Origin of the sequence: Paenarthrobacter nicotinovorans, assembly GCF_007670255.1 — a bacterium.
GTDB lineage: Bacteria > Actinomycetota > Actinomycetes > Actinomycetales > Micrococcaceae > Arthrobacter > Arthrobacter nicotinovorans_B.
In genome coordinates, this window is the sequence record NZ_SZVS01000005.1 from 270252 (window position 1) to 292388 (window position 22137).

At 64.2% G+C, this 22137-nt stretch carries 18 protein-coding genes, 1 pseudogene and 1 riboswitch; of the genes and pseudogenes, 8 read left to right on the forward strand and 11 right to left on the reverse strand.

What is annotated here, in order from left to right:
- The first annotated feature begins 262 nt into the window (after nt 1–262).
- Entirely contained in the window at nt 263–1588 is a 1326-nt protein-coding gene (locus tag FDP28_RS10285) for a hypothetical protein (RefSeq protein ID WP_144661398.1), read from the forward strand.
- Here FDP28_RS10285 and FDP28_RS10290 read toward each other — a convergent pair.
- The 8 genes from FDP28_RS10290 to FDP28_RS10325 all read right to left on the reverse strand — a co-directional run bounded on the left by FDP28_RS10290 (nt 1585) and on the right by FDP28_RS10325 (nt 9409).
- Nucleotides 1585–1776 carry a hypothetical protein gene (locus FDP28_RS10290; RefSeq protein ID WP_144661332.1) on the reverse strand — a complete coding sequence of 64 codons (192 nt, stop codon included), beginning with the start codon at nt 1774–1776 and terminating at the stop codon, nt 1585–1587. The genes FDP28_RS10285 and FDP28_RS10290 overlap by 4 nt on opposite strands.
- 7 nt (nt 1777–1783) lie before the next feature.
- Nucleotides 1784–2914 carry a glycosyltransferase family 2 protein gene (locus FDP28_RS10295; RefSeq protein ID WP_144661333.1) on the reverse strand — a complete coding sequence of 377 codons (1131 nt, stop codon included), beginning with the start codon at nt 2912–2914 and terminating at the stop codon, nt 1784–1786.
- Nucleotides 2915–3172: 258 nt separating this feature from the next.
- Nucleotides 3173–3343: a hypothetical protein gene (locus FDP28_RS10300; protein ID WP_186313584.1), complete on the reverse strand. Its 171-nt coding sequence runs from the start codon at nt 3341–3343 to the stop codon at nt 3173–3175.
- 180 nt (nt 3344–3523) lie between these two features.
- The gene (locus FDP28_RS10305) at nt 3524–4354 is read right to left on the reverse strand and encodes an oxidoreductase (RefSeq protein WP_144661335.1); all 831 of its coding nucleotides are present in this window, start codon (nt 4352–4354) and stop codon (nt 3524–3526) included.
- A 97-nt stretch (nt 4355–4451) separates the two neighbouring features.
- Nucleotides 4452–6428 (reverse strand): APC family permease, encoded by a 1977-nt coding sequence (locus tag FDP28_RS10310; RefSeq protein WP_144661336.1) that lies wholly within the window; start codon nt 6426–6428, stop codon nt 4452–4454.
- 95 nt (nt 6429–6523) lie between these two features.
- Nucleotides 6524–7060: a GNAT family N-acetyltransferase gene (locus tag FDP28_RS10315; RefSeq protein WP_144661337.1), complete on the reverse strand. Its 537-nt coding sequence runs from the start codon at nt 7058–7060 to the stop codon at nt 6524–6526.
- Between the two features lie 26 nt (nt 7061–7086).
- The gene (locus FDP28_RS10320) at nt 7087–8448 is read right to left on the reverse strand and encodes an LLM class flavin-dependent oxidoreductase (protein ID WP_144661338.1); all 1362 of its coding nucleotides are present in this window, start codon (nt 8446–8448) and stop codon (nt 7087–7089) included.
- A gap of 76 nt (nt 8449–8524) precedes the next feature.
- Nucleotides 8525–9409 (reverse strand): MetQ/NlpA family ABC transporter substrate-binding protein, encoded by an 885-nt coding sequence (locus FDP28_RS10325; RefSeq protein ID WP_144661339.1) that lies wholly within the window; start codon nt 9407–9409, stop codon nt 8525–8527.
- A gap of 219 nt (nt 9410–9628) precedes the next feature.
- On the opposite strand from FDP28_RS10325, the gene FDP28_RS10330 reads away from it, so the two are divergent.
- The 3 genes and pseudogenes from FDP28_RS10330 to FDP28_RS10340 all read left to right on the forward strand — a co-directional run.
- A complete protein-coding gene (locus FDP28_RS10330) occupies nt 9629–10732 on the forward strand; it encodes a methionine ABC transporter ATP-binding protein (protein WP_144661340.1) in 1104 nt (367 codons plus the stop codon).
- Complete coding sequence (locus tag FDP28_RS10335) at nt 10729–11391, forward strand: methionine ABC transporter permease (protein WP_144661341.1); 663 nt, start codon at nt 10729–10731, stop codon at nt 11389–11391. Before FDP28_RS10330 ends, FDP28_RS10335 begins: the two co-directional genes overlap by 4 nt.
- Before the next feature lie 41 nt (nt 11392–11432).
- Nucleotides 11433–12386, forward strand: a pseudogene (locus tag FDP28_RS10340) (LLM class flavin-dependent oxidoreductase); the annotation flags it as partial.
- A gap of 535 nt (nt 12387–12921) precedes the next feature.
- Here the strand turns inward: FDP28_RS10340 and FDP28_RS10345 are convergent.
- Nucleotides 12922–14280: a PLP-dependent cysteine synthase family protein gene (locus FDP28_RS10345; RefSeq protein ID WP_144661343.1), complete on the reverse strand. Its 1359-nt coding sequence runs from the start codon at nt 14278–14280 to the stop codon at nt 12922–12924.
- Between the two features lie 182 nt (nt 14281–14462).
- Here FDP28_RS10345 and FDP28_RS10350 point away from each other — a divergent pair, with 182 nt between their 5' ends.
- Nucleotides 14463–16031: an MFS transporter gene (locus FDP28_RS10350; protein WP_144661344.1), complete on the forward strand. Its 1569-nt coding sequence runs from the start codon at nt 14463–14465 to the stop codon at nt 16029–16031.
- Here FDP28_RS10350 and FDP28_RS10355 read toward each other — a convergent pair.
- Together FDP28_RS10355 and FDP28_RS10360 are read right to left on the reverse strand one after the other, a co-directional pair.
- Entirely contained in the window at nt 16028–16414 is a 387-nt protein-coding gene (locus tag FDP28_RS10355; protein ID WP_144661345.1) for a rhodanese-like domain-containing protein, read from the reverse strand. The genes FDP28_RS10350 and FDP28_RS10355 overlap by 4 nt on opposite strands.
- A 37-nt stretch (nt 16415–16451) precedes the next feature.
- Nucleotides 16452–17591, reverse strand: a complete 1140-nt coding sequence (locus FDP28_RS10360) for an LLM class flavin-dependent oxidoreductase (protein ID WP_144661346.1) — start codon at nt 17589–17591, stop codon at nt 16452–16454.
- A gap of 223 nt (nt 17592–17814) precedes the next feature.
- Nucleotides 17815–17924, forward strand: a riboswitch (SAM riboswitch).
- A gap of 36 nt (nt 17925–17960) precedes the next feature.
- Between FDP28_RS10360 and FDP28_RS10365 the strand changes: the two genes are divergently transcribed.
- The 3 genes from FDP28_RS10365 to FDP28_RS10375 are packed head-to-tail and all read left to right on the forward strand — an operon-like array spanning nt 17961 to nt 22134.
- The gene (locus FDP28_RS10365) at nt 17961–19052 is read left to right on the forward strand and encodes an LLM class flavin-dependent oxidoreductase (RefSeq protein WP_144661347.1); all 1092 of its coding nucleotides are present in this window, start codon (nt 17961–17963) and stop codon (nt 19050–19052) included.
- Nucleotides 19053–19084: 32 nt separating this feature from the next.
- Nucleotides 19085–20500 (forward strand): NtaA/DmoA family FMN-dependent monooxygenase, encoded by a 1416-nt coding sequence (locus tag FDP28_RS10370; protein ID WP_144661348.1) that lies wholly within the window; start codon nt 19085–19087, stop codon nt 20498–20500.
- Nucleotides 20497–22134, forward strand: a complete 1638-nt coding sequence (locus tag FDP28_RS10375; RefSeq protein WP_144661349.1) for an ABC transporter substrate-binding protein — start codon at nt 20497–20499, stop codon at nt 22132–22134. The genes FDP28_RS10370 and FDP28_RS10375 overlap by 4 nt, the downstream gene beginning before the upstream one ends.
- The last annotated feature ends 3 nt before the right edge of the window (nt 22135–22137 follow it).

Here is a 22137-nt window from a genome sequence, read left to right on the forward strand (position 1 = left end):
TGCCTGCACTTTCACAAGAACACCTCAAGGCTACGCCGTTGGACCCCGCCGTTATCCAATCGATGTTAATTCCGGGATTTCGGGTGCCAATTTCACTTCCGACAGGACTGCGGCTCCCTGATAATCGAGGAGTTGTACCTTCTTCGGGGGTGGAGGGTATTGCGGCCAGCGGGACCAGCCGCTGGCATTCTGGGCGCATCAGCAGGAGGAAACAGCTATGGCATTTGCAGTGAGGCTCCTTCCACGTGGGGGAAGAAGAATGATGGGGGTGGCCGTTGTTGCTGCGGTTGCCTTGTCGATGTTTGCGGGAACAGGTCCATCGCACGCGGCGGACACAACGCCCATGGCCGATGATCCTGGCCCTGTGGGCAGTTTCGCTTGGAAAGGTTTCAATTGGCAGAAGCGGTTCTGGGGCGGGGCACCCATGTACAACGGCACGTGGGATCCGAACAATGTCAGCAATCCTGACGCGAATGGCTACGTGAAACTGTCCATCAGCAATCCCACGGGATCGGCCCCAGTGGGCGCAGAATTCCAATCCACGCGTGAAGGTTTCGGCTACGGGACGTACAGCACCACGGTGGAAAAGGACGTCAGCGCGCTCCAAAAGGAAGCGGTGTGGGGCTGCCTGTTCACCTATGACCCCAACGCAACGCCCGGGTACACGGAGATCGACCTCTGTGAGGCCTCGGCGTGGGGCGGAGGTGGCGCCTATGGCGAGAGCTGGCCTGTGACGCAGGGACATGGGTACTGGTTCGATGCCAGCCTGCCTCCCGGGCAGGGCAACAACACGGTCAATTTCGACGTCACGAATGCACCGATCCTCACTCATCGAATGGTCTGGGAGCCGGGCAAGATCACCTTTGAGACGTTTGCGGGTGAAGGCTACAACGGGCCACTCCTGAAGAGGACCGTCCTTGAGGGCTCCACCGTTCCCACGCCCGCCAAGGAACAGATCCACTTCAACCTGTGGGTGACCGGCGGTGGCGGTGGAGACCCGGCCCATGTTGCGCCGGAGTCCGTCACTGTCAGGGACTTCTCCTTTATCCCCGCCAACCAGCTCACCGGACCGACTCCCACCATCACCGGCAATGCCGCCGTCGGATCAACGCTCACGGCCGTCCCGGGCGCATGGCCTGCCGGAACCACTTTGGCGTATCAGTGGTTCAAGAACGGCACGGCTATTTCGGGGGCCACAGCTCCCACCCGGGTCCTGGCCGCTTCCGATCAAGGTGCCACCCTGACCGTGCGGGTGACGGGAAGCCTGAGCGGCTATGCCTCGGCGACGAAGGAGTCCGCACCAACGGCGGCAGTGGTGGCGGGAACCTTGGTGGCTCCCACCCCCACTATCAGCGGTAACCTCACAGTGGGTTCAATGTTGACCGCCAACCCGGGAACGTGGACATCCGGGACCTCGCTGGCGTACCAGTGGTACCGCTCCGGCGCCCCCATTGCCGGGGCAACGTCCAAGAACTACAAACTTGTCGCGGCTGACCAAGCGGACACCATGAGTGTGAGGGTCACGGGATCCAAGGCCGGCTACACCACGGTGTCCAAGTTCTCGGCCAGCACGGCGGTGGTTCCCTAGGACGCTGAAGGCAGGCTCTTGTCCGCCCGGACGGGAACGATCCTCTTAATGGCCAGTCCCAAAGCCAGCATGGCAAAGGCGGCCAGGGCGAACCAGAACAAATCGCCCGCCCCGGTCATCGCGAGCGTGCCTGATCCCATTCCGCCAGCGGCTGCTCCGGCAATGGGGTTTACTGGGTTGTTGTACATCGGGGAACTACCAAACTTTCTTACGGTTGAATGCTGCATCCAGGTACGCCTTGGCGTGGACGGCCTGGAGGAAGACGTCGATCACTGTTTCGTACATGGTTGCGGCCAGCAGCATGTACCTCCAGCCCCGGAAGCGCACAGTGATGATGCGTTCCAGGATGAAGATGCCGGTGACTGCAACCCAGAAGGGCTGGAGGTTGAGTCCCATCCCTGAAATGAGTGCAAAAAGGATGGAACCAAAGTAGGCCAGCGTCACTACGACGCCGATCATTGAAAGGAACTGACGGCCCCAGTAGGGCCTGGTCACTTTGGTCCACCCGTATTGCACGCAGTTCTCCACCGCGCCCCGCTTCCACCGGAGCCGTTGTGCCCACAGTTCACGCCACGTGGGCATGACCTCCGTGACCAGCGTGCAGTTGGCCGGAGAGGCTATACGGTAGCCCAGTGTCAGCAGGGCGAAGGAGAGTTCGTTGTCCTCGGTAAGGACGGACGTGTCGTAGATGCCGCCGTTGCCGTTGCCGGGCGGCAGTGTGCCCTGGAGGCGGGCCGCAGCGACGTCGCGAAGTGTCTTGACGCGGAAGAGGGCAGCCGTGCCGGTCACCACCAGGCACTTGCCGTGGAGGCGCTTCACATCGCGGGCGTAGCGGGCGTATTCGTTTCGCTGGAGGTGACCGACGAAGCCGCCTCCGGGGCCGCCGCTGAAGACCCCGCCTACCGCGCCGAGCAGTTCGTCTCTGAGGAGGTTTGCCTTGGCGTTCTCAATGAAGTCCAGAGCCAACTGGGAGTCGGCGTCCTGGACCAGGATCAGGTCTTCGGGGTCGGCGTCGGGAAGCAGCCGGCTGAGGGCGAAGTTCAGTGCCCCCGCTTTCTTGTCCTTGTTCCCGACGGTGCGGATGACCTCTGCCCCCTGAGCCAGCGCGAGCTCTTCGGTGTCATCCGTGCAGTTGTCGGCCACCACGATCACGCGATCAGGCCGGTGGCTCTGGTTGTTCAGGGAGACGAGGGTTTCGGTGATGCCGGCGGATTCGTTGTGGGCCGGAACCAGCACGGTGACTACGCCACCGGCTGCACGGTGGGTTCCCCGTGGCGCCACGGCTGGGTCCGGTGCATCAGTGTGGACTGTGTTGTCGGTGAGCATGGGGACCCCTCCGTTCCTGCGTTGATTGCGTTGTCTCATTTAGAGTTCCAACGCGAACGCAAGAAAGGGGCAGGCAAACCGTCAAGGAAAACTCAAGGTTTGCTCAGGACTTACCGGGAATCGAGTTCGTGGGAGTGGTGCGGGAACGGGGGAAATTTGCGGGTGGTTTCGCTTGCTTCCAGCGAACTCGCGCTTTAAACGCAAGAGGACGACGGCGGGAGGTCCCGGCGTCGTCCTCTTGCGTTTGTTTCGAGCTGCTTAGCGGCTCAGGGCAACCGTGAAGGTTTTCGGTCCGCTGAGGGTCACGGCGATTCCGCAGTTTTCAGCGGCAGCGCGGTGGGAGAGGGACTGGATGGCGGCATCGATGGTGTGGTCGATGGCCGACTTGTCCCAGATTTTCAGCGTGATGGAGTCAGTATGTGTCGTCATTGTCAGTACTTTCACTCAGGCCGTTGACAGCCCCAAGCCTCTTCGCCCGGGGCCGCATCCTCGTCGGTGAGGATTGCTGATTCAGCTTGTATGGGAACGGATTCCCTCATTCATGGTTCATGCTGCCCACCCCGAAAAACAAGCCAAACGGCCCAAGTGTGACCGATTACACGTTCCTCATTACTCCGTGTAACCGGTGGCGGCACTGCGCTCGCGCCACCGCTCAACCTCGGCCCGCATGGCTTCCTCCACGGCGTTGTAGGCGTAAACAGCGTCGGCTCCCAGCAGCAGGAACGCCGGTGTTTCGTCGGCCTCGACGGCACTGATGATCAGTTGCGCGGCCTTGTCCGGATCACCGGGTTGGGTGCCGTGGACGGTGTCGTTCTCCTTGCGGCGCTTGCCCGCGGTTTCGGCGTAGTCGTCGATGGCTTCGGCGGACTGAGTCAGGGACCGTCCTGCGAAGTCGGTCCGGAAACCACCCGGTTCCACGGCCGTCACGGTGATCCCGAGGGGTGCCAGTTCCTTCTGCAGGGAGCCCGAGATGCCTTCCAGTGCAGCCTTCGTAGCCGAGTAGTACCCCGAACCGGGAGGGCAGATCCGCGCCCCGATGGAGGAGATGTTCACGATCGCACCGGAACGGCGGGAACGCATGCCGGGCAGGACGGCCTTGATCATGGCGACGGGACCGAAAACGTTGGTGTCGAACAAGGCCCGGACATCGGCGTCGTCGCCCTCTTCAACAGCAGCGCGGTAACCGTACCCGGCGTTGTTGACCAGGACGTCAACGACGCCAAAGCGTTTCTCCGCCTGCTTCACGGCCGCGTCCACCTGGGACTGGTTGGTGACATCGAGCGCTACGGCGAGTGCCGTCGTCGGGAACTCCGTGGCGAGGTCCTGCAGGGATTCAGTGTTGCGGGCGGTGACGACGGCGTTATCGCCTTTCGCGAGGACCGCTTGGGCCAGTGCGCGGCCAAGTCCCGTGGAGCAGCCAGTGATGAGCCAGGTAGTCATGTGGTTCCTTTCATGGTTGACCTATCCAACTGAACGCTACTCCCCACGGCTGAGGGAGTGCCTGCGTTAACAGGTACTGACAGGGCCACTGTGAAGATCAACCCACATGGACCCACGGCCGCCGGCTCACGTCCGGTTCTGCTTCCCGCAGGACTTCACGGGTGACAGGGGCGATCTCGCCCTCGCCCAGGAACAGGAAACGCAGCAGGTTGGTGATCGGGTTGCCTTCGGTCCAGCGGAAATAGATGTGGGGCATCAGGCCTGTGACATCGCGGATATGGAGCAGCACGGAGGCAATGGTGTTCGCCACCACCGGACCGTGGACCTCCAGGATCCGGTAGCCGTGGCGTTCGATGCCCTTGACGTAGAGCTCTGTCTCGAAATCGGAGGTGTCGTCCAGCACCACTTCCAGGAACATGCCGTGATAGTTGAGGGGGAGGTGGCTGACCTCGATGGCCGAGACCAGCTTCTCCCGGTACGCCTCGGCCGTGAGCCTGCGGGGCTCGTGGGCGATGAGCCGGATGGGACCTGAGTCGTCGTCGAGGATGAATTCGAGGGCGTTGCGGTCCATGTGGACATGCGTGGCGTGCAACTCAAAGGACCTCCGCACCCGGGACAGCAGGGAAATGCCGATGATTCCCGCGATGAACACGGCCGCGATCCGGATGCCTTCCGGGCGCTCCACGATGTTCGCCACCGTGGTGTAGACGAAGACCGTGGCTATGGCACCGAAGGCAATGGTCCGCTTGCGTTGATGACGACGGCGGCTGGACAGCGTCACTGCCACGGCGGCTGAGGTCATGAGCACCAGGACGCCGGTGGCGTACGCACCGCCCTGGGCGTCGACGTCGGCATTGAAGACCACGGTGATGAAGAACCCCACCAGCGTGAAGACGAGAACCAGCGGCCTGACTGCCTTGGCCCAGTCGGGAGCCATGCCGTAACGGGGGAGATAGCGCGGGACGAGGTTGAGCAGGCCGGCCATGGCGGAGGCCCCGGCGAACCACAGGATGGCGATGGTGCTGATGTCGTACACGGTTCCGAAACCGAGGCCCAGGTACTCGTGGGCCAGGTATGCCAAGGCGCGACCGTTTGCCTGGCCGCCCGTTTCGAACTCGCGCTCCGGGATCAGGACCACCGTGGTGAAGCTGGACGTGATGAGGAAGGAACTCATGATCAAGGCGGCTGTGGTCAGCATCCGCCGCGTACCCCGGATGCGGCCTGTGGGCTTGGCCTCGGTGTCTTCCGGATCGCCTTGGACTTGCGGCATCACGGCAACGCCGGTTTCGAAGCCCGAGAGGCCGAGCGCGAGCTTGGGGAAAACTATGCACGCGATCGCTATGGCCATGATCGGGTTGCCGTGCGAGGTCCACAGCAGCTGCCACCAATTCCCCACCGCGGTGGGATGGGTGAGCACTTCCACCACCGTGGTGGCGACGACCACCACGTTCAGCCCGAGGTAGAGGACCACCAGGACAACGGCGACACCGATCGCTTCCTTGAACCCGCGCAGGAACACCGCCGCCAGGAGAGCCAAGAGGAACAAGGTCACCAGCACGTTCTGGCCTTGCAACCAGCCGGGCATGACCGGGTTCTGGATGAGGTGGGCTGTGGCGTCTGCAGCGGACAGGGTCATGGTGATCATGAAGTCCGTGGCTGCGAAGCCCAGGAGCACCAGGACCAGGAGCTTGCCGCCCCAGCGGGGGAGCAGCCGCTCCAGCATGGCAATGGAACCCTCGCCCCGGGGGCTCTCGCCAGCCACCCTCCGGTACACAGGCAGTGCACCGAGCAGGGTCACGGCAACCAGGACGATGGTGGCCAACGGCGAGATCACCCCGGCAGCAAGCGCGGCGATGGCCGGCTGGTAACCCAACGTGGAGAAGTAGTCCACGCCCGTCAGGCACATGACCTGCCACCAGTGGTGCTTCTTTTCATGGGCCGCGCTGACGCCGCCTGGCCCGGGGTGTCGCCCTTTGTTGTCCTGCAGGCCGAACAGGAGCCAGGTCCGGAACGATGTCCAGCCCTTGGGCCCCTGCGCTGACGGGTCTGCCGGGGGCCTGCTTAACGTGGTCATGGGTTTCCTCCCAGCCCTACGCTCATTCAATCTGAGCTGAACATAGCACCGCTAAGGATGCTTGGTACCGGACCGGGAGGATTCTTGATGAGTCCTTAACGCGGCAGGTCCAGCGTGTACACCACCAGCTGCACCTTCGGCGCCGGCCGGGGCTTTTCCCGTTCAGGCCTGCGGACATAGCCCAGGCGCCGGTACAGGCTCTGGGACGGTTCGTTGTCGACGGCGGTGTCCAGGACCACGCGCTTGGCACCTTGGGCCGTGGCGAGCCGTGCGGCCTCATCCATGAGTCGCTGCCCCAGCCCTGTCCTGCGGGTTTCCGGCAGCACCGCGAGCAGCCTGAGCTCAGCTTCGCCTTCTTCCGCCTGCCGGCTCAGGCGCGAACCGTAGGGCAGCAGGCTCGCCGTCCCCACTAGGCGACCTGTCTCCGTGTCTTCAGCCACCAGCAGGACGCCTTCGTCCGCACGGGCCGCCGCGTCGAGCAGCAAGTTCAGGCGCTCGCCGTCGGGCTGATGGGCGCCGGGAAGATGGTGGCCGAAGCCTTCGTACGTCAGCCGACCCACGGCGTCGTACTCTTCGTGGCGGGCCTCGCGGATCACGTAGGTGCCGGTTGCGGCGGTTGCTTGGGTGGTCATCTTTGTCCTTTCGACGACGACGGCGGTCAGCGTGCGCGGGCCGCGGCGGGTTCCGGCCGGGAAGCCAGGCCAAGGTGCGATTTCAGGGTGCTGCCTGTGTACTCGGTACGGGCCAGGCCGCGTTCCTGGAGGATCGGAATGACCCGGGTGGTGAAACGCTCCAGGTCCTGCGGGAGGAGGGAGAACATGAGGTTGAAGCCGTCGGCGGCTCCCTCGGCATGCCATCGTTCCAGGGAATCGGCGACATGTTCGGGGCTGCCGATGAAGTCGTAGTTCCGTTTGTCTCCGGTGAGGATGGAGTAGAGATCCTTGAGGGTCACCTCATGTTCACGTCCCCGGATCTGTTCGCCGGCGGAGCGGAAGTCCGTGCGCGGGTTGGTGATGCCGGGAATGCCCGACTGTTCAACGGTGGCGTCCGGGCCGAGGCCTGTGAAGTCGATATGTCCTGCGAAGTACTCCTGCAGGAAGTCAATCACCTGCTGGTCAGTGATGAGATTGTCCAGTTCGCGGATGCGTTCCAGTGCTTCGTTCCGGCTGTCGGCGACGATGGGGGAGATGGCTTGGTAGACGTAGATCACGTCGGGGTTCCGGCCGAACGTTTCTGCCAGCGCCCGCACCGAATCCCGGTAACGCCGGGCCTGCGGGATATCCGGGTGGCTGGCGAACAGGGCGTTGGCGAAGCGGGCGCCCAAACGTTGTCCCGGGCCGGACGTACCGGCCTGCGCCAGGAGTGGCGAGTGCTGCGGGGATGGGCCGATATTGAGCGGGCCGGCCACTTTGAAGAATTCGCCCTCGTGGTTGAGGCGGCTGAGCTTGTGGCGGTCGAAGAATTGGCCGTGCTCTTTGTTGTACAGGAAAGCGTCAGGGTCCCAGGAATTCCACAAACCCTGCGTGACTTCCACGAATTCCTCGGCACGCTGGTAGCGGAGGCCGTGTTCGAAGTGCTGGTCGGCGCCGTAGTTTCCCGCTGTGCTGTTGGTCAGGTCCCGTGTGGTGACGATGTTCCAGCCCACCCTGCCGCCGCTGATGTGGTCTGCTGTGAGCGCTGCGCGGGCGAAGTTGTACGGCTGGTCGTAGGACGTTGACGAGGTAGCGATCAGGCCGATCCTGTCCGTCACTGCGCCCAGGGCCGTGACCAGGCCGATGGGGTCGAAACGGTTGAGGATGCCCGGGTTTGAAGTCTCGTCAATGGCAAGGGAATCGCCCAGGAAGATCGCGTCGAACTTCGCATCCTCGGCCGTTTTGGCCAGTTCCACCTGATGCGCGAAGTCGATGCTGGCCTGCGGGAATGCCGTTTCGTGGCGCCAGGAAGCCAAGTGGATGCCCGTCCCTACCAAGTAGGCGAAGAAGTGGATCTGCCGGCGTTCGTTGGCGAGGTGCTGGTTCATGGCGTGGTTTCCTGGTGTTCCTGGCATGGCTGAGGGGCGGCTGGCTGTGTGGCGCAGCGGGCCGCCCCTCAGACGATTACTTGGTCTTCTTGATGGCTGCTTCTTCGGCGGTCAGGACTTCCTGCAGCTTGGCAGCGGTCCAGTCGGCCTTGAATTGCAGGTTTCCGTCGTTGAGTTTGGTGACAGAGGCTTCAACTTCGGGCGTGTGGTAGGCGTCCACGATCTTCTTCCAGACGGGATCGTCCTTGCGGTCGGCCTTCACCACGAAACCGTTAATGTAGGGAGCCAGGGACTCGGAGTTCAGGTCTTCCTTGAAGATGATTTTGTCGTCGCCCAAGCCGCCCTTCTGGGCCTGCGTGTTATTGACGACGGCGGCCTCCGTGGTGCCCTTGAGCGCGTTCACTGTCTGGTTGCTGTCGACGGGGACAACCTTGACCTTGCTGGAGGTGATCTCAGCTGGGGTGGACAGCGAGTTGCCGCCATCCTTGAGCTGCAACAGTCCGGCAGTCTGCAGGTTCAGCAGGGCACGGGCCTGGTTGGTGGGGTTGTTCGGGATCGCAATCTCAGCGTCGGCGGGAAGCTCGGCCACGGACTTGTACTTCTCGGAGTAGAGGGCCAGCGGGTACACGGCAGTGGCGCCCACCGGGACGAGTGTGCCGTTGCTGTTGACGTTGAACTGGGAGAGGTACTTCAGGTGCTGGAACAGGTTGATGTCCACTTGGCCTTGCTGGGTGGCGGTGTTGATCTGAGCGCCGTCAGTGAAGTTCTTGACCTCCAGGTCGACGCCCTGGTCCTTGAGCTTGTTCTTCAGGATGGTCCAGTGCTCTTCGGCGCCATCGTCCACCCCGATGACCACCTTGGTGTTTCCGGAATTCGAAGAGCCTCCCGCAGCACCCCCGCACGCGGACAACGACAAGGCGGCAATGAGGCCGACGGCGGCGACTAACAGGCGGTTCTTCATGGTGCTTCTCCGTACAAGGGTATTGATGCGAATGGAAGGTACGGGGTGTTCCCCCTGCCTCACGCTAGGCAGTTGCGTGCACCGGAATCGAGCGGGCCCGCAACACTTCGACGCCTGCCGTCAAGGAAAGAAACCGCAGGTCACAGGGGGTCACCGGGTTCGATCCGGGAGTGGTGTCGCTGTTGGAATGAGGTCCCAAACAACCTCAAGGAGGCTCCGTTGAGCGCCATCGTCTCCCTGCGCGGAGTCAGTAAACAATTCCCGGTCCCCGGAGGCCGGACCGTGAACAAGGGTGCTGCTCCGGTGCGCGCCGTCGACTCCGTCACCCTGGACATTGAAGAAGGAACGGTCGTCGGGATCGTTGGATACTCCGGCGCCGGGAAGTCCACGCTGGTGCGGCTGCTCAACGGACTGGAACGTCCCACCGAGGGGCAAGTGATCGTCAAAGGGCAGGACATCTCTTCTTTGCCGGAAAGCCAGTTGCGGAAAGTCCGGTCCGGGATCGGCATGATCTTCCAGCAGTTCAACCTGCTCAAGTCCCGCACCGTCTTCGGCAACGTGGCCTACCCCTTGAAAGTTGCCGGCTGGCCCAAGGAGAAGATCCGGCCCCGTGTGGAGGAACTCCTGGAATTCGTGGGGATCGCCGACAAGGCAGGCACCTACCCGCGGCGCCTTTCCGGTGGGCAGCAGCAAAGGGTAGGCATTGCCCGTGCGCTGGCCAACGCCCCGGACATTCTCCTCGCCGACGAAGCCACCAGCGCCTTGGACCCCGAAACCACAAGGGATGTACTGCGCCTGCTGCGCCGTATCAACAAGGAACTCGGCACCACCGTGGTGGTCATTACCCACGAAATGAACGTGGTCCGCGAGATTTGCGACACCGTGGTGATGATGGAATCCGGGCGCGTTGTGGAATCCGGGCCCACCTACTCCGTGTTCGCAAACCCCCAGAGCCCCTCCACCCAGCGCTTTGTGTCCACCGCGGTCCACGGAACCCCCGAGCCCGAGACGGTCCAACGGCTCTCGGCCGCTCACCCGGGGTTGCTGGTCTCGGTGGGCATTTCCGAAGCCGCGCCCACTCCCTTGGTCGCTGCCACCTTTGAGCGCCACGGCGTCGGCTCCAGCGTGGTCTTCGGCGGCGTCACCGAAATCCAGAACCGCATCCTGGGCACGCTCACCTATGAACTCACTGGCAGCGACGCATCGATTGACGCGGCGCTCGCCGAACTGGGTGACGTCACCGCCGTCGAACGCCAAATTCCGACGGCGGCACCCACCGAAACTGGCGTACCGAACCTCGCCACTGTTGGAGAGAAAGCATGACCACCGACTGGACCACCCTCCTGCCCGTCCTGGGCGAATCCTTCCAGCAGACCATCTACATGGTGGTCATCACCGTGCTGCTCAGCGGACTGGCCGGGTTGGTGCTCGGTGTGACGCTGTACGCCACGCGGCCCGGGAATCTGTTTGCCAACAAGGCCGTGTTTTCCGTGCTCAACTTCCAGGTGAACATCATCCGGCCCATCCCGTTCATCATCTTCATCACGGCCATCGCTCCTCTGACGCTGATCATCATGGGAACCACCATCGGCACCACTGCGGCGATCCTGCCCATGGCGCTGATGGCCGGCGTCGTGATCGGGCGGGTGGTGGAACAGAACCTGGTGGCGTCCGATCCCGGCGTGGTGGAAGCTGCCCGGGCCATGGGCGACAGCCGCCTGCGCATCCTGTGGGCCGTGGTGATTCCCGAGTCCTTGGCGCCGCTGATCCTCGGCTACACCTTCATGATCATCGCGATCGTGGACATGTCCGCCATGGCCGGGTACATCGGCGGCGGCGGGCTGGGCAACTTCGCCATCATGTACGGCTACCAGCAGTTCAACTGGGAAGTCACGCTGGTCACGGTGCTCATCATCATCGTCATGGTTCAGGCCGCGCAGTTGCTGGGCAACTTCCTGGCCCAGCGAATCCTTCGCCGCTAAGTTTCTTTGGAGATTTTGTAATGCCTATCGAATTCCTCGGCATGGGTGCCGGCAACGACTCCACGGAGACTTCGCCAGCCACAACGGCCTTCTTCGACCCTTCCTACGCTGCGAAGATCGCGCGGATCCACGAGGACAACAATTGGGACCATGTGTTGTTCGCGTACAACTCGACGACCCAGGATCCAGCCGTCCATGCCACGTGGGTTGCGGCCAACACCGAGCGGATTCAGCTGAGGTTGGCGCACCGGCCCAACGTGTCACACCCGACGTTCGCTGCGCGGTCCTTCCTCACCCTGGACCACATAGCGCAGGGGCGCTTGACGGTGCACTTCATCACCGGTGGCAGCCAAGCGGACCAAGCACGGGAAGGTGATTTCCTGGCGAAGGATGCCCGGTATGGGAGGACGCAGGAGTACATGCAGATTGTGCGGCGGGCTTGGTCCGGCGACACCTTCAGCTGGGACAGTGAGCATTACCGCTTTGAGGACTTTGCCTCGGGTTTGGGCCCATTTGCCGGGAAGCGTCCTGGTATCTCCTTTGGCGGGTCATCCGAGGCCGCTTGGTCGGTGGGTGCTGCTGAGGCCGACATTTATGCCCTGTTCGGGGAGCCGTTGGCTGATGCCGCTGGCCAGCAGGAGCAGATCCTCTTGCGGGCCGCAGCTCTGGGGCGTACGTCGCCGCTTCGGTGGCAAATAGCGTTCCGGCCCATCGTTGCCGCGACGGATGAGCTGGCGTGGGAGAAGGCGCGCTCCATTCTTGCTACGTTTGAATCGCGCCGGTCCGCCGGCGAAGTCATCGATCCTGTCCGGCACTATGCCGTGAAGCCGGAAGCTGCAGGAACCCAGCGGCTTTTGGCAGCCGCCGAACGGGGAGACCTGCACGACCGCGCCTTGTGGACGGCCCTCGCCAAAGCTGCGGGAGGCGGAGGAGGAAGCGCGACGGCGTTGGTTGGCTCCTATGACACAGTCACCCAGGCGATCCTCGACTACCACGACCTCGGCTTTGAGATCTTCGGCCTGCGTGGCTACGACTTTGTGCCGGATGCGATCGAGTTCGGCCAGCACGTGATCCCGCAGCTGAAGCAGGAAGTTGCGCACAGGGAACGCGGCTTGAGTGCCGAATCCCGCCGGGCCGCGCACGCCGCCGCCCGCTCCCGCACCCTCTCTCACTAAATCCCCCCTTTTCGCCGACGCTCGCTCACATAACACCGGTTTGATCGGGACGCTCGCTCACGTAACACCGGTTTGTTCCGGACGCTCGCTCACGTTACACCGGTTTGATTGGGACGCTCGTTCACATACGGGGTGGCTCTCCCGGACCCTCGCTCTCTGGATCGATCCTTCCCCCGGCTCACCCGACCCCTTTCTCGACGCGCCCGGCCAGCTGTTGTGAGTGAGGGTTGGGGTCAAGCGGGTGGGTTGTGAGTGAGGGTTGGGGTGAAGGTGCGGGGGTGTGAGTGAGGGTTGGGGGCAAGTGGGTGGGTTGTGAGTGAGGGTTGGGGGCAAGTGGGTGGGATGTGAGAGAGGGTCAGGGGAGGGTGGCGGCGATGCGGCCGTCGACCAGAACCGCGATGATCTCCCCGCCCGTCCCGCCATCAGCACCCGCTTGGGCTGGCACCGGGAGGCCGGCTCCAAGAACGCTGTAGGCGAGTCCCGCAGTATCGGCCGAGGCCGCGTCGTCCACGGCGCTCAACGACTCCAGCGTCACCACCGCCACAACCTCCCGTGGGTGCACGGTTCCAAAGCTTTCGCCGCGGTCCAGGACCAGGAAGGCCGGCTCGCCAGGTGCCAGGCCACGGGCGTAAAGTTCGACGGCGGCCTCCGCCGCGGTCAGTCCGCTCGCCAGGAGCTGGACACCGGAAGGCGCACGGGTGAGCAGCGAACGGACGGTTCCGGACGGCGTCGTGGGTTCCAGAAAGCCCAAAGAGGTGAGCCAGTCGTCGTCGAAATAGGTTGAGAGGTAGTTCCGGCCGGAGTCGGGCAGGACCACCACGATGGTGTGGTTTTCGTCCAGGGTTTCGGCGAGCTGGAGGGCGGCCGCGAGTGCCGTGCCGCCGGTCGCCCCGATCAGCAGGCCTTCCTCACGGGCAGCGCGCCTGGCGGTGAAGATGGCGTCGCGGTCGGTGATGCTGAAGTACTTGTCCACGAGCGCGTTGTCGAACGCTTCGGGCCAAATATCTTCAACGGAAGCCGGGTGGAGCGGATGCCCGGCGCCTTCGGTGTATTTGAGCGAGCCGTTGCCGCCGCCGTAGCGGGAATGCTCGGGATCGGCGGCGATGACCTGCACTGCGCCGTCGCTGGCTTGCTTCAGGAATCGCCCGGTCCCGCTGATGGTCCCACCGGTTCCCACGCTTGCCACAAAGTGCGTGACGCTGCCCGAGGTGTCCGCCCAGATTTCCGGCCCAGTGCCGACAAAGTGTGCATCGGGATTGGCCGGGTTGTCGTACTGAAGCGCGAGCCAAGCTCCCGGCGTCGATGCCGCAAAGGCCGCCGCACGGTTGGCGAGGTGCCCGGGGTCCGAACGTGGCACGAAGTCGGCCACCAGATGGACTTCGGCTCCAAAGGCCTTCAGCAGCCGGATCTTCTCGGCAGCTGTGGCAGCCGGGGCGAAGATCACCGAACGGTAGCCCAACTGCGCGGCCACCAGGCTCAACCCGATGCCGGTGTTGCCGCTGGTACCTTCAACGACCGTCCCTCCGGGCTTCAAAAGCCCGGCTTCCTCGGCCGCCCGGATCATGGATAGCGCGGCCCTGTCCTTCACGCTTCCGCCGATGTTCTGGAACTCCAGCTTGGCGTAGATGCGTGGCCGGACACCCGCTCCAAGCTTCTGGAGACGTAGCAGGGGCGTGCCGCCGATGGCGTCGAGGACTGATTCGTGGACGGTCATGCGGCCAACGCTAGGGGTGCGGGAAACACCCGGCAAAAAGCATTGAGAATCGTGTGCTGATGCGTCGCCCGGACCGCCCGCAACAGTCACGGCAGGTCAACCGGAGTAACCCAAATTCATGCCCCTTAACCGGGTGACTCGCGATGCCTCCGGCCGCGTCAAGCGGGCCTAGAGTCACAATTATGGGTACAAACGCCACTCGTTCCGCCCTATGGCTTTGCCTGGGTGCCGGATTCATCACACTGCTGGATCAGTCGGTGTTCGTGCTCGCTGTCCCGGCGATGTCCGCCTCACTCCATGCCGATTCCGGGGCCGTCCAGTGGATCCTCGCGAGCTACTCGCTGGCATTTGGTGTCGCACTCGTTCCGGCGGGGAGGCTTGGGGACATCGTTGGCAGGCGCACCCTCTTCATCGCGGGCATTGCCGTCTTCGGCGCCTCGAGTTTGCTGGGCGGACTGGCCACGGACCCGTCGTGGGTGATCGCGGCCAGGCTCCTCCAAGGGCTGGGCGCGGGCACGCTGAATCCCCAGGTCCTTGGTTTGCTGCAGGACGTTTACACCGGCCACGACCGCGCCAAAGCGCTGGGCGCCTACGCCGCCGCGGGTGGTTCGGCAGCGGTGTGTGGTCCGCTGATCGGCGGGTTGGTGTTGTCCTTGGGCGACCCGGCCATTGCGTGGCGGATCCTGTTCCTGGCCAACGTTCCTCTCGTCCTGATCCTGGTCCCGCTGGCTTTCGCACTGTTGCCCAGGACCGCCCGCACCAGGGGAGGCAAGTCCTCCATAGATGTCCTCGGCGCGCTTTTGCTGGGCGGTGTGGTGGTGGCCTCGCTCATTCCCACGATTTACGGCGCGGGTGCAGTCGCGGTGATTTCCCTGGCAGTCGGTGCCGCGGCCCTGTTGGCGTTCACCGGCTGGGAAATCCTCTACCACCGCCGCGGCAAGACACCGCTGCTTAGCGCCGCACTCGCCACCTCCAAGGGGTACGCGCTGGGAACGATGGTCGCCCTGTGCCAGTTCGGCGTCGGCGCGGGCATGGCCGCCGTGACTTCCTTCTACTTCCTCTCCGGCACCGGCATGGCACCCCTCGCCGCCGCAGCAATCCTCGCCCCGCAAGCCGCGGGCATGCTCCTGGCATCAAGCTTCAGCTGGCGGTACTTGGCCCGTTACAAACGCGCCGGGATCGTCTTCGCCCTTCTCGCGAGCCTGGCCACCCTGGTAGCCAAGGACGTGTTCGTCCAACGCTTCGACTCCGCCACGGCGGCACTGGCGGTCGCCGTCGTCGGGCTCCTCCAAGGGATCGCGACCGGTCTGGTCGTGGCGCCCAACCAGACCCTGACGCTGGGTCACGCACCGGTCGGAGCTGCCGGCGTCGCGGCCGGTTTCTACCAACTCAGCCAACGCTTCGCCGCCGCGCTCTGTTCAGCTGCCGCGGCGGGCATGTTCCTGCAGGCCCAGGGCGCCGTCACGGGCAGGGCCGCGAAAGAAGCCTTCCACCAGGGCATCCTCCTGTGCTGCATCCTGCTGGGCGTCGCAGTCGTGGCAGGCAGCCTCGATTGGCTCCGCGAGGCACGCACCACAAAGGCGCGCACCACAAAGGCGGCCGACCCCGAAAACGGAAGTGCCGCCGTCGTGCCTTCCGAAGCGGAAAGCACGACGACGGCAACGGAACCGCAGGCGCCGGGCCGGGTTTCCGGAAGTACGACGGCGGGAGGAACCAGCCGCGCGGACGTCACCGAACCCGTGGACGCCTAAACGGATTCAGCCGGCGGTGCGGTAGGTCCGGTGGTGGGGACGCCGGCGTCGCGAAGGGCCGGGAAGCCGCCGTCGACGTGGACGGCGTTGGCGTAGCCAAGGACCTTGAGCTTCTCAGCGACAGGACGCGAGCCGTTGACCGAACCGCAGAACACCACGATCTTCTGGTCGGTGCCGGTGACCTGGGGGAGACGGTGTGCGGATTCGGGTGCGAAGTCCTCTTCCACATGTTCGCGGTTCACCACTACAGCACCGGGGACTGCGCCGGTGCTGGCACGTCCGCCTTCGCTGCGGACATCGATCAGCAGGACGCCGTCGGCAATCAGGGCGGCGGCTTCCTCCGCGGTGATGAGCTGGGTATCTTCCTGGATTTCGGTGGTCATTTGTGCTCCTTATGTTGAATGGGTGATCGGACAGGTTCTAGAGTCCCCACGCTTCGGCGAGCAACTGGTAGGAGTTCTCGCGGTCGGCGGGGTCGTGGGCAATGGTGGTGATGAGCAGTTCCTGGGCTCCGGTGGCACGTTGGAGGGTGCGCAGACTTTCGGTGACCTGCCCGGGGTCGCCGACGAACCGGGTGTCCAGACGGTCCTTGATCAGCTCGGAAGCTTCCGCGTCCACGGTGAACTCAGCGGCGTCGTCCGGGGAGGGGTAGGGGATGGCTCCCTGTCCGCTGCGGATGCCGTGGACCCACTGGGCGTAACCACGGCCGATACGGCGGGCACTGAATTCGTCGGGTGCCACCAAGACGTCTGCCGAAACGATGACATGGGGTTCCTGCAGCGTTTCCGAGGGCTTGAAGTGGGCGCGGTATTCGGCGATCGAGTCCAGCACTGTCGCGGGAGCCACGTGGTAGTTGGCTCCGAATGGCAGGCCCAGCTTCCCCGCAAGCCTGGCACTGGGGCCGGCCGTGGACCCGTGGATCCAGAACTGCGGGGACTGGCCCAGGGCGGGAGTGGCCGTGACGTCCTCGCCGTGCTTGGTGCGGTATTCCCCGGTGAAAAAGCCGATGATGTCCTGGACGTCGTTCTCGAAATTGTCTGTGTCGCCCGGGAACCGGCCCAGGAGTTCGCTTTGCAGGCGGAACTTGCGCGGAAGGACTGCGCCGAAAATTGGGCGGGCGGCGGGGACGACGAGACCGTCCACAACGCGCTCCGCCGATTGGTCCGCGGCGGGAGCGGGCTGGCCCGGCGCCGGTTCGCTCGGGGACTTGGGCGGACCGGAACGGCCAAAACCCAGATCCAAGCGGTCCGGGAACACCGCCGCCAGGGTTCCGATGCTCTCGGCGATCTGCAACGGGCGGTAGTTGCCCAACAGTGTGGCCGCGGTACCTACCCTGATCGTCTTTGTTGCCGATGCCACGAGCCCGGCCAGCACATGCGGCGCTGAACCTGCAACGCCGTCGTTGAGGTGGTGCTCGGCCAGCCAGTAGCGGGAGTAGCCGGCGGCTTCGGCTGCGACGGCCAAGGCAATGGTGCTGCGCAGGGCGTCGCCGGAGCTCTGGTTGGCTGACACCGGGCTGAGGTCAAGGACTGACAAGGGGATCACGGAAGGCTTCGGCATGTCACGACCCTACGGAGCGGAAGGGGCGCACCAAAGCCCGTTCGTCACCCGGCTCAACTGGACTCAACGCGGCTCAACCCGGAGCAATGGAATGTCATACGAGCCTGCAAATCGTGGGAAAAATGACGAACTTGGCAGCCGCTTGACGCGCTGTTTCCCGCGTTGACGCTTCAAGTCAACGCCGTTTGTACATTCCTTGGAGCCGCTCCTAGATTCAATTCCAGGTCAAGAGTCAGCGCGCCAAGGACCGGCTCGCGCTGCGGCAACCCTCAGGCATTAAGTGGCGGGGTGCTCCGGAAACAGACCTGGCCGCGACTGCGGCAAGTGAATGTCAACCCGGCCGCGCTGCGGCCTGTGAAAGAGAGAAACATGCCTTCCAAACCTGATTTCCGTTCGCGTGTTGTTGCCTTGGAGCTCGACGGCGATGGAGCCCACCCGGCTGCGTGGCGAAAGGCCCTCCATGATCCGCAGGCACTGTTGGGGGGCCAGCGGATCCGTGAGACTGTCCAGACAGCAGACATCGCGGGTTTCCATCTGGCAACCTTCAAGGACAGCCGCGTGGTGGATGACGGCACCTCCGGGGTTCCTACCCGTATCGACGCCGTCCAGCGCGCAGCCTTCGCCGCACCGATCACCCGCTCCCTGGGGCTGGTCCCGGAAGTGGGAACGCTCTTCACCGAGCCTTTCCACGTCGCCACGCAGCTCGCCAGCCTGGACTACTCCTCCCAGGGCCGCGCCGGCTGGTTGGTGAATGCGGACAATTTCGTGGCGGAAGCCCGCTCCGTGGGTCGCTCGCCGCTGCCGCCGGAAGAAACAGCAAGCGAGGCGGCGGACGTGGTCCAGGCCAACCGCAGGCTCTGGGACTCATGGGAAGACGACGCCGTCATCCGCGACGTTGCCACAGGCCGTTACCTGGACCGCGACAAACTGCACTACGCCAACTTCGAAGGGCAGCGGTTCTCCGTCAAAGGACCGTCCATCATCCCGCGCCCGCTTCAAGGCCAGCTGGTGGTGTTCGCCCCCGCGGAGCTGATTCCCGCCGTCGAAGCTGACGTTGCCTTGGTCTCCGCGGACTCCGCCGACGAGCTCGCGCAGGCGGCCCAGGCGGCAACGGCCTCAGGGGCGCAGCGAACGTTGGTTGAGCTCGACGTCGTACTGGACGCCCGCGGGCAGAGCGCTGCCGAGAGGCTCGAAGAGCTTGACGCCCATGAAAAGTGGCATGGCGGAGCCCGCTATGTGGGAGATGCCCAGGGGTTGGTGAAACTCCTCACCGCCCTCTTCGCAGCCACGGATGGCGTTCGCCTCAGGCCGGCCGTCCTGGACATCGATCTGCCGGAGTTGGCGTACAAGGTGTTGCCTGGACTGCACGCGTCAGGGCTTGTGACGCCCCCAACGCCGGGCACCACGCTGCGCGAAACCCTCCACCTTCCACGCCCCGTCAACCGCTACGCCGCGGCCTGAAACGCCCGCCGAGAAGCCAGAGAGAGCATCAGATGACCAATCACCACCGCATTGCAGGCAACGGGCAGATCCAGTTCGGGGTCTTCTTCCAGGGCGTCAACCACACCACCGTCTGGAAAGACGAAACCAGTGGCTCGCAGACGGATTTCGAATCCTTCCGCCGCGTGGCCCAGACCGCCGAACGTGGCCTGTTCACCGCGTTTTTCCTCGGCGAGGGCCTCCGCCTCCGCGAACACCTGGGCAAGATCCACGACCTCGACGTCGCTGGCCGCCCCGACGCGCAGACGGCGTTGGCCGCGCTCGCTGCCATCACCACCAACATCGGCCTGGTGGCTACCCAGAACACCACCTACAACGACCCCGCCGACCTTGCCCACCGCCTTGCCAGCCTGGACCTGTTGTCCGGCGGCCGGGCCGCGTGGAACATCGTCACGACGGACAATGCATGGACCGGCGCCAACTTCAGGCGCGGAGGGTTCCTCAAGCACGAGGACCGCTACATCCGGGCCGAAGCGTTCGTCCAGACTGCCAAGGCCATTTGGGATTCCTGGGCTGACGGCGCAATCGCCGGGTCCCGGAATGACCCACGCTGGCTCCGCGAGGACAGCATCACCGCGGTGCAGCGCAAGGACCAAAGCTTCGACGTCGAGATCACCGGACGGCTTCCCCGCTCCAGCCAGCACCACCCGGTGCTGTTCCAGGCCGGTGATTCTCCGGACGGCCGCGACTTCGCGGTCAGGAACGCCGACGTCATCTTCTCGGCCCACCCCGAGTTGGAGGACGCGAAGAAGTTCCGCGAAGACATCGTGGCCAGGACCCTCAAAGCCGGCCGCCCGGCAGACGACGTGAAGATCTTCCCCGGCCAGGAGTTCATCCTTGGCGCCACAGCTGCCGAAGCCGAGGAAAAGCACCAGTGGGTCCGTTCGCAGCAGGTTGGCCCGGAAACCGCGATAGCTTACCTTGAGCAGTTCTGGGGCCGGACCCTCACCGAGTATGACCCGGACGGGCCACTCCCGGACATCGACCCGGTGGTGGACGTCACCAACCCCACGCGCGGCAACGCCTTCCACGGCAAGAGCGCCAAGGAACTCGCCGCCCAATGGCGTGCCGAAGCCGAGGATAAGGGCCTGTCCATCCGGCAGTTCGTGGCTGCCCGCTCCCGCCTGAACGGCCGTGGACTAGTGGGCTCCTACGACGACGTCGCGGACAAGCTCGCCGAATACGCCCACGCAGGAGCCGTGGATGGCTTCAACATCACCCCGTGGATTGTTCCGTCCGGCCTTGACGACATCGTGAACGAGCTTGTCCCCAGGCTCCAGGACCGCGGGGTCTACCGCACCGAATACGAAGGCACCAACCTCCGCGAAAACCTCGGGCTCCGCGAGCCCCTCACCCGTCGCGGATCACTCACCAGCACCCACCACACTGAAAGCGAAAACGTCGCATGAGACTCCCCAAACCTTCCGCAGCCCGCAGCGGAAAGAAGCCCGCCGCCGTCGTCAGCGTCCTGGGAGCCGTTGCGCTCCTGGCCTCCGCCTGCGGTGGAGGGGCCGACGCCGGTGCGCAGCAAAGCGCCGCCGCCTCGCCTGTTGCCGGTGGGAACCTGAATTTCGCCGTCTCCGTGGACCGTGGCTGCATCGACCCGCAGCAGGTAGGCAACAACGATGCGATCGCGATCGCCCGCCAGACCGTGGCCTCGCTGACCGCGCAGGACCCGAAGACCGGCGAAATCGTGCCGTGGCTGGCCGAGAAGTTCGAGAACAACGCGAACGCCACCAGCTTCACCTTCACCCTGCGCACGGGTGCAACCTACGCGGACGGCACGGCGATTGATGCGGCGTCGGTGAAGACCAACTTCGAAGCCATCAAGGCCCTCGGCGCCAAAGCAACCCTCGGCTCCACGTACCTCAGCGACGTCAGCGCCATCACCGTGAAGGACCCGCAAACCGTGGTGGTGGACTTCTCCAAGCCGAACGCACAGTTCCTCCAGGCCACGTCCACGTTCACGCTGGGCCTGTTGTCTCCGGCGTCGGCCAAGCTCTCAGAAGCGGACCGCTGCGCCGGGAAGTTCTCGGGTTCCGGCCCCTTCAACGTCAAGAGCTACACCGTGGACAAGGAAGCCGTCCTGGAACGCCGCTCCGGCTATAACTGGCCGTCCTCCACCAACAGCAACAAGGGTGAGGCCTACCTGGACTCGGTCACGTTCAAGATCATCCCGGAGGCGGGCAACCGTACCGGCAGCCTGCAGTCCGGCCAGATCGATGCCACGGCGGCCATCTCAGCGGCGGACATCCAGTTGTTCAGTGGCAATGGTTTTTGGAACGAAACCCGCGCCAACCCGGGCGTCGTCTACAACCTGTACTCCAACGAGTCCAACCCCAAGCTGAAGGAAACCGCAGTACGACAGGCCATTTCCAAGGCCATCAACCGCGAGGAAATCACCAAGACCCTCCTGACCGAGGCGGACCAGCCGGCCAAGGGCATCCTGTCCCACACCACGCCGTACTTCAAGGACTACAGCTCGCTGCTGGCCCACGATCCGGACGGTGCCAAGAAGCTTCTGGACGACGCCGGGTGGAAGCCGGGTGCCGACGGCATCCGCGAAAAGAACGGCGAGAAGCTCTCCTTCAAGGTCACCTACTGGCAGTCACCCAAGGAAGTCCTGGAGCTTGTCCAGCAGCAGCTCAAAGCCATCGGCGTGGACCTGCAGTTGAAGTTCACCACGATTGCCGATGTCACGGCGGCCCAGGCGGACAAGACCTATGACTTCTCCTACGGCAACCTGACCCGAAGCGATCCGGATGTTCTGCGCACTGTCTTTGCCTCGAATACGGCCCGCGGTGGCAGCAACCTCCGCGAGAAACTTCCCGTCGATGACACCTTGGGCGAGCAGGCGGCGGCCTTGGACAAGGACGCCCGCCAGAAGCTGGTTGACCAGGCCCAGGAAGCACTGATCAAGGACGCACACTCCATCCCGCTGTACGAACTGTCCACCACGATTTCGGCCAGCGAGAAGGTCCACGACCTCAAGTTCGAAGCTTCCAGCCGCCTGGACTTCTACGACGCCTGGCTGAGCAAGTAGGCA

What these genes read in the sequence shown, in the direction of transcription:
- FDP28_RS10285 (WP_144661398.1), top strand. Translation starts at nt 263, where the DNA reads ATGGGGGTGGCCGTTGTTGCTGCGGTTGCCTTGTCGATGTTTGCGGGA.
- FDP28_RS10290 (WP_144661332.1), bottom strand. Translation starts at nt 1,776, where the DNA reads ATGTACAACAACCCAGTAAACCCCATTGCCGGAGCAGCCGCTGGCGGA.
- FDP28_RS10295 (WP_144661333.1), bottom strand. Translation starts at nt 2,914, where the DNA reads ATGCTCACCGACAACACAGTCCACACTGATGCACCGGACCCAGCCGTG.
- FDP28_RS10300 (WP_186313584.1), bottom strand. Translation starts at nt 3,343, where the DNA reads ATGACGACACATACTGACTCCATCACGCTGAAAATCTGGGACAAGTCG.
- FDP28_RS10305 (WP_144661335.1), bottom strand. Translation starts at nt 4,354, where the DNA reads ATGACTACCTGGCTCATCACTGGCTGCTCCACGGGACTTGGCCGCGCA.
- FDP28_RS10310 (WP_144661336.1), bottom strand. Translation starts at nt 6,428, where the DNA reads ATGACCACGTTAAGCAGGCCCCCGGCAGACCCGTCAGCGCAGGGGCCC.
- FDP28_RS10315 (WP_144661337.1), bottom strand. Translation starts at nt 7,060, where the DNA reads ATGACCACCCAAGCAACCGCCGCAACCGGCACCTACGTGATCCGCGAG.
- FDP28_RS10320 (WP_144661338.1), bottom strand. Translation starts at nt 8,448, where the DNA reads ATGAACCAGCACCTCGCCAACGAACGCCGGCAGATCCACTTCTTCGCC.
- FDP28_RS10325 (WP_144661339.1), bottom strand. Translation starts at nt 9,409, where the DNA reads ATGAAGAACCGCCTGTTAGTCGCCGCCGTCGGCCTCATTGCCGCCTTG.
- FDP28_RS10335 (WP_144661341.1), top strand. Translation starts at nt 10,729, where the DNA reads ATGACCACCGACTGGACCACCCTCCTGCCCGTCCTGGGCGAATCCTTC.
- FDP28_RS10345 (WP_144661343.1), bottom strand. Translation starts at nt 14,280, where the DNA reads ATGACCGTCCACGAATCAGTCCTCGACGCCATCGGCGGCACGCCCCTG.
- FDP28_RS10350 (WP_144661344.1), top strand. Translation starts at nt 14,463, where the DNA reads ATGGGTACAAACGCCACTCGTTCCGCCCTATGGCTTTGCCTGGGTGCC.
- FDP28_RS10355 (WP_144661345.1), bottom strand. Translation starts at nt 16,414, where the DNA reads ATGACCACCGAAATCCAGGAAGATACCCAGCTCATCACCGCGGAGGAA.
- FDP28_RS10360 (WP_144661346.1), bottom strand. Translation starts at nt 17,591, where the DNA reads ATGCCGAAGCCTTCCGTGATCCCCTTGTCAGTCCTTGACCTCAGCCCG.
- FDP28_RS10365 (WP_144661347.1), top strand. Translation starts at nt 17,961, where the DNA reads ATGCCTTCCAAACCTGATTTCCGTTCGCGTGTTGTTGCCTTGGAGCTC.
- FDP28_RS10370 (WP_144661348.1), top strand. Translation starts at nt 19,085, where the DNA reads ATGACCAATCACCACCGCATTGCAGGCAACGGGCAGATCCAGTTCGGG.
- FDP28_RS10375 (WP_144661349.1), top strand. Translation starts at nt 20,497, where the DNA reads ATGAGACTCCCCAAACCTTCCGCAGCCCGCAGCGGAAAGAAGCCCGCC.